The sequence below is a fragment of the Vallitalea maricola genome (assembly GCF_036985595.1).
GTDB classification, from domain to species: domain Bacteria; phylum Bacillota; class Clostridia; order Lachnospirales; family Vallitaleaceae; genus Vallitalea; species Vallitalea maricola.
In genome coordinates, this window is record NZ_BTPU01000078.1 from 15,821 (window position 1) to 28,138 (window position 12,318).

The 12,318-nt window shown below is 28.4% G+C and carries 14 protein-coding genes; 13 read left to right on the forward strand and 1 reads right to left on the reverse strand.

From position 1 onward, the window contains the following. Positions 1-18: 18 nt before the first annotated feature. The 11 genes from AACQ14_RS19975 to AACQ14_RS20025 all read left to right on the forward strand — a co-directional run bounded on the left by AACQ14_RS19975 (position 19) and on the right by AACQ14_RS20025 (position 10,599). Complete coding sequence (locus AACQ14_RS19975; protein ID WP_339365357.1) at positions 19-1,134, forward strand: Ger(x)C family spore germination protein; 1,116 nt, start codon at positions 19-21, stop codon at positions 1,132-1,134. 133 nt (positions 1,135-1,267) lie between these two features. Further along, a complete protein-coding gene (gene spoIIR / locus AACQ14_RS19980; protein ID WP_339365358.1) occupies positions 1,268-1,999 on the forward strand; it encodes a stage II sporulation protein R in 732 nt (243 codons plus the stop codon). Between the two features lie 434 nt (positions 2,000-2,433). Further along, entirely contained in the window at positions 2,434-3,489 is a 1,056-nt protein-coding gene (locus AACQ14_RS19985) for a D-alanine--D-alanine ligase family protein (RefSeq protein ID WP_339365359.1), read from the forward strand. Between the two features lie 185 nt (positions 3,490-3,674). Beyond that, complete coding sequence (locus AACQ14_RS19990; RefSeq protein WP_339365360.1) at positions 3,675-4,157, forward strand: YwiB family protein; 483 nt, start codon at positions 3,675-3,677, stop codon at positions 4,155-4,157. Positions 4,158-4,182: 25 nt separating this feature from the next. Next, on the forward strand, positions 4,183-5,073 hold the full coding sequence (galU, locus tag AACQ14_RS19995; protein WP_339365361.1) for a UTP--glucose-1-phosphate uridylyltransferase GalU: 891 nt from the start codon (positions 4,183-4,185) through the stop codon (positions 5,071-5,073). A 373-nt stretch (positions 5,074-5,446) separates the two neighbouring features. After that, positions 5,447-6,178: a LytR/AlgR family response regulator transcription factor gene (locus AACQ14_RS20000; protein WP_339365362.1), complete on the forward strand. Its 732-nt coding sequence runs from the start codon at positions 5,447-5,449 to the stop codon at positions 6,176-6,178. After that, the gene (locus AACQ14_RS20005) at positions 6,175-7,494 is read left to right on the forward strand and encodes a sensor histidine kinase (RefSeq protein WP_339365363.1); all 1,320 of its coding nucleotides are present in this window, start codon (positions 6,175-6,177) and stop codon (positions 7,492-7,494) included. Before AACQ14_RS20000 ends, AACQ14_RS20005 begins: the two co-directional genes overlap by 4 nt. Positions 7,495-7,592: 98 nt before the next feature. Beyond that, a complete protein-coding gene (locus AACQ14_RS20010; RefSeq protein ID WP_339365364.1) occupies positions 7,593-8,192 on the forward strand; it encodes an accessory gene regulator ArgB-like protein in 600 nt (199 codons plus the stop codon). Then, complete coding sequence (locus AACQ14_RS20015) at positions 8,186-8,338, forward strand: cyclic lactone autoinducer peptide (RefSeq protein ID WP_339365365.1); 153 nt, start codon at positions 8,186-8,188, stop codon at positions 8,336-8,338. The genes AACQ14_RS20010 and AACQ14_RS20015 overlap by 7 nt, the downstream gene beginning before the upstream one ends. Positions 8,339-8,594: 256 nt before the next feature. Continuing rightward, positions 8,595-9,341 carry a LytR/AlgR family response regulator transcription factor gene (locus AACQ14_RS20020; RefSeq protein WP_339365366.1) on the forward strand — a complete coding sequence of 249 codons (747 nt, stop codon included), beginning with the start codon at positions 8,595-8,597 and terminating at the stop codon, positions 9,339-9,341. A 1-nt stretch (position 9,342) separates the two neighbouring features. After that, positions 9,343-10,599, forward strand: a complete 1,257-nt coding sequence (locus AACQ14_RS20025) for a sensor histidine kinase (RefSeq protein WP_339365367.1) — start codon at positions 9,343-9,345, stop codon at positions 10,597-10,599. Positions 10,600-10,692: 93 nt separating this feature from the next. Here AACQ14_RS20025 and AACQ14_RS20030 read toward each other — a convergent pair whose 3' ends face one another. After that, the gene (locus AACQ14_RS20030) at positions 10,693-11,307 is read right to left on the reverse strand and encodes an accessory gene regulator ArgB-like protein (RefSeq protein ID WP_339365368.1); all 615 of its coding nucleotides are present in this window, start codon (positions 11,305-11,307) and stop codon (positions 10,693-10,695) included. A 285-nt stretch (positions 11,308-11,592) separates the two neighbouring features. Between AACQ14_RS20030 and AACQ14_RS20035 the strand changes: the two genes are divergently transcribed. Together AACQ14_RS20035 and AACQ14_RS20040 are read left to right on the forward strand one after the other, a co-directional pair. After that, on the forward strand, positions 11,593-11,892 hold the full coding sequence (locus AACQ14_RS20035; protein ID WP_339365369.1) for a DUF4190 domain-containing protein: 300 nt from the start codon (positions 11,593-11,595) through the stop codon (positions 11,890-11,892). Between the two features lie 61 nt (positions 11,893-11,953). Then, positions 11,954-12,295 carry a DUF2752 domain-containing protein gene (locus AACQ14_RS20040; protein ID WP_339365370.1) on the forward strand — a complete coding sequence of 114 codons (342 nt, stop codon included), beginning with the start codon at positions 11,954-11,956 and terminating at the stop codon, positions 12,293-12,295. Positions 12,296-12,318: the final 23 nt, after the last annotated feature.

Here is a 12,318-nt window from a genome sequence, read left to right on the forward strand (position 1 = left end):
TGAGAGGTTGTGGTAACAATGAAAATTAAAGTTATGGCTATATTGGTTATATGTTCTATACTTCTAGTAGGTTGCTGGGATAAGGTTGAATTGAATGATAGAGCATATGTAATAAGCCTTTCGCTAGATGATATTGGTGATTTATTAGAGGTAACATATACCATTCCTAATTTGCCTGTTATAACTGCTCAGAGTGGTGGTGAAGCTACAAAATTCATCAAGATTACCAAAGCAGAGACTTTGACACAAGCTAATAGGGCTTTTGGTAAAAAATCTAATCTTAGAATCAATTTTGACCATACTAAGGTAATAATACTTGGAGCTGATTTTTTAGATGACCCTCATAATCTAAGAAAAGTTTTGGATCACTTTGATAGGAATCCGGAGTATTCCAAAGCATTATTATTATTAGCTACCAAGGAAACAGGGAAGAAATTACTTGAATCGGTTCCTAATGGAGAAGAGACAACTGGGATATATCTTTCACAAGTTTTTATAAATAATAGTTTAGAAACCATAAGTGCCAAGACCATTGAGCTTGGAGATTTTATTTCCCAAATGTACAGTACAGAAGGAAATGGTGTAATGCCAAATGTAATATTCAGAGATAATGAAGTTATAGTTGATGGCTTAGCTATTCTTAGGGATTACCAGCTTAGAGGATGGATGGAAGATAAATACATGACACCATACAGCTGGGTTCTTGGTAAAGGTAAGGAGACTGTTGCTTTAATAGATATGGAAGGTGTATTAGTACCTTATGAAATAAGTGATTTAACTTCTAAAATGGATTTTGAATTAAAAGATGGATTATTAAAAATTAAAATTTCAATTAGGAGTGAAGGAGATATATCTGAATATATCCTAGAAGATAAAGATAAATTATTCAATACTGGTTATATTGCAGAGATAGAAAATCAGGTAGCCAAAAGTATGGAAGAAGAAATAGATGAGCTAATGGATATAATGCAAGACGAGTACGGTATAGATATTATAAACGCATATAATAATCTAAAAACTAGAAATAGAAAGATTTGGAAGGAAACAAAATCCAATTGGCAGGATTTTTTTAGTGCAGCAGCTATTGAAGTAGAATGTAAGGTAAATATAAGAAGAGTGGGACTTTCGAAATAGAAAATCATTATTCAATTATTATTTGTCATGTTTTCTAATTTACGGCTTAACAGATAGATTATGTATAAATAATAATGATGCTGGTAATAATAGAAATAGTAGGTTGTAAATATGAAAAGATGGGGGAAGATTGATGAAGGTGAATCTAATGAAAGTATTTGAAAAGAAAAGGATATTAAGAACTTATATATTATCACTGCTAATAGTGATACTTATGCTGGCAGCTATAGTTTATGATTACGGCAAGAATGGGACAAGTGCTGCTGTCATTGAGGGTATATCAGATAGTTTGATACGTTTTCATGTCATTGCAAATAGTGATAGTGAAGAGGATCAGAAACTTAAATTGAAGGTAAGAGATGAGATTCTAGACAAAATGAATGGTATTTTGGAAAAATCTGAGAATATAGAAGAAACAAGACAACTTATTTCTGATAATAGAGATGAGATTAAGAAAATAGCTGAAAGAGTTATAGAAGAGAATAATTATGATTATGATATAAATGTTAAGTTGAAGATGGAACAATTTCCATTGAAGACTTATGGAGATATAATATTACCTCCAGGTGAATATGAAGCTTTGCTGGTAGAAATAGGTGAAGCGAAAGGTAAGAATTGGTGGTGTGTGATGTTTCCACCTTTATGCTTTGTTGATGTAACACATGGAGTAGTTCCAGAAGAGACAAAAGAGACCCTTAAAAGGGTTTTGACAGATGAAGAGTATGATTCTATTGTGATGGCAGAACCTGAAGAGGATATGCCTATAAAGATTAGATTCAAGTTTTTGGAGTGGTTTAACTTCAGTAGGGATAAAGATAGAGATAGGAAGGATAATGATAGTAAGGTTTTTGTTAATAGAGATTAGAGAAAAAAGAAATTAAGACAACGGTCATATGAGAAAACCATATATAGTGATAATATTTTATCACTATATATGGTTTTTTTGTGTATAGCCAGATTTTAAATTATGTACTAACGAAGGGAGTAAAGAGGTATGTGAAGTTGCGAGCCATGGAAGGCGAGTCTGGCTTTTTAAACATGGACGTTTAACTAGCCAGCGAAACATACCTCTTTACTCCCTGACTGTTACATATATGTAAAATATTTATATAATTAGCTATTGAATAAAAATACAATAAGATATAAAATAGAACAGATAAGTAATTTATCATATTTGGAGATGATAATTAATATATTTATTAATACATGAGTTTGTACAGCTAGACTGATACACATTTATAATGGAAAAATTTCTGAAATTTAAATTCTGAATAATTAAAAAATAGGGAGGATTATAATATGAATAAGAGAAATATTGTTGTTTTATTTGGTGGACAATCATCCGAACATGAGATATCATGTATATCAGCAGTAACTATAATGAAAAACATCAATAAAGATAAATATAATATATATCCTGTAGGAATAACGAAAGAAGGTAACTGGAGAATATATCATGGAAAGATAGAAGATTTAACGGTAGATACTTGGGTGGGTAATTCAAATAATGCTATTATTAGTCCGGATGCAACTGATAAATCATTAATAATATTCAAAGAGGATGGAATAGTAAAATTAGATGTTGATATAGTGTTCCCGGCACTTCATGGGCTGTATGGAGAAGATGGAAGTGTTCAAGGTTTATTGGAACTTGCTGGTATCCCGTATGTAGGTTGTGGTATTTTAGCTTCTAGTGTATCTATGGATAAGCTTTTCACGAAAGTCATAGTTGATAGATTAGGAATTAGACAGGCTAAATACGTTCCAGTATATAAAAAAGAAATGGATGATATTAAAGAAGTAGTGGCTAAGATAGAAAGACAATTGGAATATCCAGTCTTTGTAAAACCATCTAATGCCGGTTCATCTAAAGGTATTACCAAGGCACATAACAGAGGAGAATTATTTGATGGTCTTGAGCTTGCAATCAAGCATGATTCAAAACTATTGATTGAAGAAACCATAGTAGGTAGAGAAGTTGAATGTGCGGTACTTGGTAATTACCATCCAAGAACATCTAATGTTGGTGAAATAATCTCAGCAGCTGAATTCTATGATTATGATTCAAAATATAATGATATAGGTTCTAAAACAATAATTAATCCAGATGTACCAAAAGATACAGTCAAAAGAATCAGAGATTGTGCAGAGCAGATATTTAGAGCAGTTGATGGTAGAGGATTGGCAAGAGCTGATTTCTTTATTGAATCAGAAACAGGAGAAGTTATTTTCAATGAAATAAATACATTACCAGGCTTTACAAGTATAAGTATGTATCCAATGCTTTGGGAAGATAAAGGAATGTCTAACGAAGAATTAGTGGATAGACTTATTGAGTTTGCATTTAATAAGTAGCTCAACTTTCCCACCTTTAATTTAATGCAGGTAAATTAAGGGTTATAGGATTGGTTTACAGAATAAAAAGATAGAAGAAACACCTATATTTTTATTCTGTAAAGCCTTTTAATTAGCTTACCTGCATAATATATTGAAGTGGAAAAGTTGAGTAAGTAATTCAACTTTCAATGAGGTGAAATAGAGTGACAAAAGACGTATTGGTAAGAGTAAAAGGTGTTCAGACAGATATGTTTGAATCAGATGAAATAGAATTAGTAACAACAGGCAGCTATGTTGAAAAAAATAATAAGGTGTATATAACTTATATAGATTCAACGATTGACGGTGATAAAGAGACTAAAACAACCATAAAACATGAGAAAGATCAAATTTCTATATTAAGATTTGGTGGAGTCAATTCTCATATGGTATTTGAAAAAGACAAAACACACATTACACACTATCAGACCCCATATGGTATTTTTGAAATAAATACCCATACGAAAAAGATAAATATTGAGAGAGAAGAAGATTTCATGGAGATTAATGTTTCCTATAATCTAAGCATAAATCATATGTCAATGGGGGTTAATACTTTTACTATAACAGTAAAAAACGCTAAATCTGAAAGAGTAGTATTGATGGATGATAAAAATGTAGAAATAGAAAATGAAGAACTTAGTTAATATATTTAAGAAGGAGAAAATGTAGATGAAGATTAGAAAGGCGATTATTCCAGCGGCAGGTCTTGGTACTCGGTTTTTACCAGCTACAAAGGCTCAGCCAAAAGAGATGTTACCTATAGTTGACAAACCAACTATTCAATATATTGTGGAGGAAGCTGTTCAGTCAGGTGTACAAGATATAATTATTGTTACTGGTAGAAATAAACGTTCTATAGAAGATCATTTTGACAAATCTATTGAACTTGAATTGGAACTGGAGAAAAAGGGTAAAGATGATTTGTTGGAGATTGCAAGAAGTGTTTCGGAGATAGCTAATATTCATTACATTAGGCAAAAAGAGCCAAGAGGATTAGGTCATGCAATATTAATGGCGAAACATTTTATTGGTAATGAACCATTTGCTGTATTGTTAGGGGATGATGTAATTGTATCAAAGAAACCATGTTTGCAGCAAATGATTGATGTGTACAGCGAATATAGAACATCAATATTAGGAGTTCAGAAAGTACCCATTGATGATGTATCCAAATATGGTATCATTGATGCAAAACATATAGAAGATAGGATATATAAAATAAAAGACCTTGTAGAAAAACCATTAAGCGAAGATGCACCATCTAATATTGCTATATTAGGAAGATATATTATTAGTCCAAGCATCTTTAAATACTTGGAAACCCAAGAAGCAGGGGCAGGCGGTGAGATTCAGTTGACTGATTCTCTAAAACGCTTAGCAAGGGATGAAGCAATATATGCATATGACTTTATCGGTAAGAGATATGATGTAGGAAATATAATGGGATTTTTACAAGCTACAGTAGAATCTGCTCTTAGAAGAGACGAATTAAGAGATGATTTCTTAGAATATCTAAAACATACAATAAATAATGTTGATAATGTAATAAAAGTTGATTAACAAATATTAAAACTAGTTGGGTGGTAAAATACCGTAACTAGTTTTTTAATACTACCCTAATTACTTTATTTTCTATTAATGTAATAATATGACAAATAAACTTTGGTTATGTAATAAAAACTCATAATTAAGAAATTTATAAATTGTTATGTGTGTATTGACAAAAATTTGTAACATTAGGTATAATTTATTTATACATTATTATCTGTAAATTTAAAATATATAAGTTATATATAATATTTGACCCTAATAATGCTAATTATTTACACGAATTATCTTAATAAATTTAAGAGAAGTCATTAGATAACATTGCATAATTGTAGTTTTATATATACAGATAATTTTAAGTTAATAATTTATGGAGGATTTAATAATGAAGCTTAATATTGCTATATGTGATGACGAAATTTTACAGGTGAATTTAGTAGAAAAATTAATTATGGAAGCAGTAGAGACAGAAAATATTAAAGTTAATATTTTGAAATTTTTATGTGGAGAAGATTTAATTGCATATTGTAATTCCAATAAACTTCATATTATATTCTTGGATATGGAAATGAAAGGATTAGATGGTATCGAATCGGCTAGAAAGATTAGAGAAAAAAATGACAATGTAATCATTATATTTGTAACTGGATATAAAGAGTATGTATTTGATGTTTTTGAAGTTAATACCTTCAGGTATATTCTTAAGCCTGTTAAAATAGAGCAGTTTCAAAAAGCGTTATATGATGCTATTAAGATAATAGGCGAATTGAAAGAACCTCAAAAAGAAGAAGAGTTTTTAGTGATAAACAAGAATAAAGAAAAGATTATAATTGCTTACAACAGCATAAATTATTTTGAGAAATACAAAAATAAAGTCATGGTAATGGCGGATAATCAGAACATAGAGTTCTATGGAACCTTCAATGAATTGAACATGTTACTTAATGGAGACAGATTTATTAGAGTACATCAGGGTTACATTGCAAATATTGACAAAATAGAATTAATTACATCCAAAGAGGTACTACTTAAAAATGGTAACAGAATTCCAGTAAGCAGGAGAAATGCTAAAGAAGTAAAAGAGACTTTTTTGAGTCGGAAAAGGGTGAAGTTATGATTTGGTATCTAATAGAGTTATTTGTTGATATAGTGGAAGCTTTGATAATAATAAAATTTTGCAGTTCTGTTTACAAGAAGAGATATAATAGTATAATTGCTTATTATGTGGGCGGTTTTTCAATAACTGCTATAATATTTATTTTCAATTACTTTTCAAATGATTTAGAGTGTACTTTCAGAGGTTCATTTCTAGGTATGATCATCATTATGTTTGTTGTAGTTTTAGCATTATATGATGAAAAAATAATGAAATTATTATTAGGGTACATAGGATTATTAATATTGATCGTTGCCATAGAAGGGATAATACTTTCAATTTTAAGCTTCATTTTTGGAGAATCTCCAGCTATTTTTGCCAAAAGTAACATTTTGAGAGTATTAGGTATGGTAGTTTCCAAGTTAATAACTTTTTTGGTTATAGTACTTTTTATATCTGATGGTGAAAGATTTGGACTACGTTTCTTGAAGAAAAGTTTGTTAATCGAGATTATCACACTATTTATTATTAATCTAGGAATAATGACAAGTATTGTACCAATGTATAGAAACCTTATGTATGAAAATAATGAAGACAGTATAGTGGCTGGATTCGTAATATTAGGATTAGGTATTGTAAATATAGTATCTTTGCTTATATATGATAAGTTATTAGCTCAATCAAAGAAAGATCTAGAATTACAATTGAAAATTCAGCAATACGAGATGCAGTCAAAATACTTTGATGAAATCAATAATGCAACTTTGAAGTTAAAAAGCTTAAGACATGATATGTCTAATCATCTCGGGAACATAAAAGGATTGCTCAGGTACAAAGAATATACCAAACTAGAAGAGTATCTCAATAAATTATTATCACAGATTGATGAGGTAGATAAAATAATTATTACTAAGTATCCAGCAATATCAGCATTATTGAACAGAAAATATGCCAGAGCTGGGAAAAATAATATAAATTGTGTGATGAACATAGGCAGTGTAGATAATTTGACTATTGATACTGTGGATATATGTATTATATTAGGTAATCTAATTGATAATGCTATTGAGGCTACCATTAAGGTTGATGAAAACAATAGATATATCAAGTTAGACATTAACAATGTAAATAATTATCTTGTTATTGACTGTGTTAATAGTACTGTAGGTAGTGAAAATATCAGCCTTGATACCACAAAGGCTGATAAAGAAATACATGGCATAGGATTGAAGAATATTAATCAAATAGTAGAAAAATATTATGGTAATATGGAGATTATGTGCATTAAAGATTATTTTAGCGTTAATATAATGTTGTATAATGGAGAACTTAATTAAATAATGACCAAATATCACGAGTTAACTACCAAAAGTCATATAAGGGTTGATTTGTACTGGAATTAGTATAAAATTAAAAATGTGAGAGGAGGATATTTGTGATATATGAATTTTCAAACAAAATTTCTAGCAAACTAATTGATAAGAACATTATTAAAGAAGATGATAAAGAAGTTTATACATATGGATTTGAAATTATAATATCATCACTTTTAATCCTTATTGGTATGGTTATCTTAGGAATCATTTTCAGGTGTTTGTTAAAAGTCATAGTATTTATATTGTTTTTTTGTTCACTTAGGGTACAAGCTGGAGGATATCATGCAAAATCACATTGGAAATGTTTTATATATTTTTTGCTATCATGTTTTTTAGCAATTTTGATTTCACATTTACTATTAGATTTTGACAAAAATCTTATAATAATTATATTAGTGCTAATTGAATCATGCATAATCATTATTAGTTATGCACCTGTTGACACAATCAATAAACCCCTGGGTAGCTCAGAAAAAGTAGCTTACAAAAAGAAAAGTATGGTTACGGTTATAGTACAATCAATAATTATAATAGCCATGAGCATATTTTTGAATTCATTAGAGCCGTATTATATGGTAGCTGCTATTGCTGTATTTATGGAGTCAGTAACAGTTCTACCAATAATAAATACAAAGGAAAGCGAGGTCAAAATATGTTAGCAACAATTAACGAGAAAGTTTCAACAAAGTTATTAGGTTTAGTAGGATTGATTGGTATTGCAGTAGCTTCACTTTCTGTTCAAACAGCATGCATATGGTTCTTTAATCAACCAAAAGTTCCTGTTAAATTAAGAAAAAATGATTAGTTTTAAAAAAAGGGCTTTCATGCTTAAGATAAAAGAGTTTTAAAAAAATAATATCTTTCCCTTAGCAGATATTATTAATTATCAATAACTTAATTATTGGACAAGTATGAAAGTCTACTATTTTTTTGAAATTAATATATGGATTGATAATCCATTTTTTTTATGCCTTTTTTGTGGAAATATATACCATTTATCAAGATATTTAGGTATAATAATAGTATTCGAGTTATTTATTCATTATATAGGGGATGATTAGATGAATAACATACTTATAGTTGAAGACAATGATACATCAAGGAATAATCTAGAATATGTTCTAAAGACTAATTTTAGTGATGTAAGAATCTATAAAGCTGGGACGGGTAAAATAGCTCTGAAGTTATTAAAAGAGATAAAAATCGATCTATTTTTCTTGGATATTCAGCTGCCAGACATAAGTGGGTTAAAAATAGCTGAGATCATAAGATCTATAGAACAATATGAGCTGTCTTATATTATTTTTATTACCACACATCTAATGTATTTACCAAAAGCAGTTCAAGAATATCATTGTTATGATTTTATTGAAAAACCTTTCACAAAAAGTAAAATAATTGATGTGACCAACAAATTATTAAAAGGAATCAACAAAGTAAATAAAGAAAATAAACTAGATAAAAAGTATATCACCATAAAGCTGAAGAATGTCATTCATAAAGTATCCGTCGAGGACATATTTTATTCAGAGTCCTGTAGAAGAAAGCTGTATTTACATACTACTCTAGGTAAAATAATAATTCCAAGTATGACATTCAAACAAATGATTGAGATGCTTCAAGAAACTGGAGTTGATTATTTTGTTAGAACTCATAGGAGTTATGTAGTTAACATTAATCATATAAGAAGTATAGAAAAACATAATAAAAAAGCTTGGGATATCAATTTCTATGATTATGAAGAGGTAGCACTTATTGGAGACAAGTATAGTGTAGATGTGATTAATAGGATTGAAGGGGGGATATAATATGGAGTTTATCTATTTTATTATTATGAATATATTGGAAATTACCAGTTTGATACTAGTGCTTAGCAAGATAGATAAGAGATTATTTTTAAAAGGTCCAATATATAAAGTTATATTAATTGTATTACATATTATTATTGTAACCTTATTTATATATTTTAATATTCCCTTAAAAGAAGTAATGTTGGGAATTGCTATATTGCTTGTATTTAAGTTGATTACAGATATATCTGTTAAATTACTTATTTTTGAGTATACTATAGCAACTATTTATTTGTTAAGTATTCAATTAATGATTGTTTTCCTTTTTCAATTATTAGGGATAATTAAACAGAATGATTTTATTGCAATATCATGCAATTTAATATTATTAGTAATATCAATATTTACATATAGATATATCCCATTAAATGAGATAGTCACTTTATATAATAGATTTAAAAAAATTATTCAATGGTTAATAATATTAATAGCTATACCTTTAGGAATTTATTCCATATATTGGAAAATAAATTTTAATAGTGTGAATTATATTTCGCTTATTATTGTAGGTATAATAACATGGACATTAATAGTTGCAATAGTGTTCAAACAATTACTACAAATAAAACAAAAACAGAAAGCTAATGAAATATACATGGAATATAATCCTATATTAGAAAATCTGTTAGATGATGTTAGAGCAAAACAACATGATATAAAAAATCAGCTTAATGCAATTTATGGAATCGCAGAAAAAAGTCAAGATAACGAGCTGCTTGATTACTTAAATACAGTTATTGATGGATACCAATTACATTCAGATGATATTTTATTAAACACAGGTAATAATATCATTAGTGCCATATTATACAGTAAAAAAATAAAAGCTAGGCAAAATAATATAGAATTAAATTGTAACTGCTATACCCCTTTTCCTAAATATCCTATTGAGGATTATGAATTTGTAGATATATTAGGAAATCTATTAGATAATGCAATAGAAGCAGCAACTAACTATCAAAGTGCTATAAAAAAGGAAGTACATGTAAATTTATTTGAGGAAAATAACAATACAGTAATTGAAGTTAAAAATACTAGTTTGCCAGTTAAATTTGAAACTTTGGATAAAGTATTTGAAAAAGGATATTCAACAAAAGGCAATAATAGAGGCTTTGGATTATATAATGTAAATAAAATAGTTAAATCGTATAAAGGAAATATTCAAATATCTTACGAAGAAGAACAAATATGTTTTAAAATATTATTTGGCGGATAAAACTATTTTTGTAAACATTTTGGACAAGGAACTTCACCGAACAATAACCAACTAGCTCTGTTAACAGGAAACCAAGATAAGAATACAAAGAAACTAACTATTGAGTATAGAAAATAATTTTGTTTTCTGAATTTTTTCACGTGTTACACCTCCTCCTATTAATAATTGGATAGCTTGAAGATTAATAGTCCATAACCCTATTGCCTTGAATGTAGGATCAATGTTTGTAAGTAATAAGGCTGAATATATTGCTACGGTAAAAAACGTAGCTAAAAATTTATATTTATTTTTAATTTTTTTATTTTTAATTGGTCTATGTTTTGAGGGCATGGGTGAACATAAAAATATTATCAACAAGTTAATGGGAAATAAAACTATATAAATTGAGGGATTGTTTATATAGTTTAAACTTGGTAAAATAGCAACATTTAGGATGAAAAACCCAATGGTAAATAAAAAACATCCCATAAAACTGTTGAAGTGAATTCCTCCACTATAGGGCCTAATTAAAAGGAGAATAACTAAAGCAAATAAAAATTCATTTAGCATTCCAATCAAGCTAAAGAATATTGTTAATATGGCAAGCTTTACAAATTCGCTATACAAGACATATATACCATATCTCATTACTCTAATATTTTTGTGCGGTATTAGAGTGTTTTTATATAGATGATACGTCAGTACATTAATTGGCCTATCAATAAGCATTACATTCACCCTTTGTATTGATATGGCTATAAGATATCATAGAATAGAATCAATAACTATGGATTATGTTTCAATTAGGATTCTATATGTTTTAAAATGCAGGTAAAATAAGTTTTGTTACATTAAAACCCTTGTTTGTACATATATAAAATAAAGTTATTGTGGTATTATACAAGCTTTTTAATAATTAATTTATTAGCAACATTTGGATTAATTATAACTTTATGGAAAAATATACAATAATATGGTATAATTCCCCTATAAAGATTGAAGGAGGAAATAAGTATGTCAGACTTTAACAATTCAAACCAAGAAGTAAAGTTCAAAGGTCTGTCTATAGCATCTATGGTTTGTGGTATAGTCGGAATAGTATTTTTCTGTTTTTGGTACTTATCTATTATACTAGCCATATTAGCTATAATCTTTGGAGCAGTATTTCTTAATGCTAATAAAGAAAACGAGGATAAAACAGGAAGAAGTATGGCAATAGCAGGTCTTATACTAGGAATTATTACTGCTGGTTTAGTTATATTACTTGTAGCTGGACTTTTTTCAGCAGTATCACAATTAAATAATTTTGTATAAGATAAATTATATGGTTATCTTTAATATCTTAATAATCATAGCTCTGACTTTAATTATTATAGTGTCAGCAATAGCTCATATTAAAGATGATAAGGTTTATTTAACAAATAATATTATAATTGGTAAATGCGCAGTAAAAGAAGTTACAGGGCATGAATGCCCTTCCTGTGGATTAACAAGAAGTTTTGTATCCATTAGTAATGGTAGATTCATAAAATCAATTAATTATAATTATGCTGGACTACCTCTTTACTTACTTGTAATTTGTCAAATTATCAATAGTAGTATATTTTTATTTAGAAAAAGGTACAACTTGTACATAAGTAAATTTAATACAATATTTAGTGTAGGTATTTGTTTTATTATTATTGCAAACTGGTTATTGCGTATTCTATTAAAATAAGTATCTCTCCTCGTATAATAAGT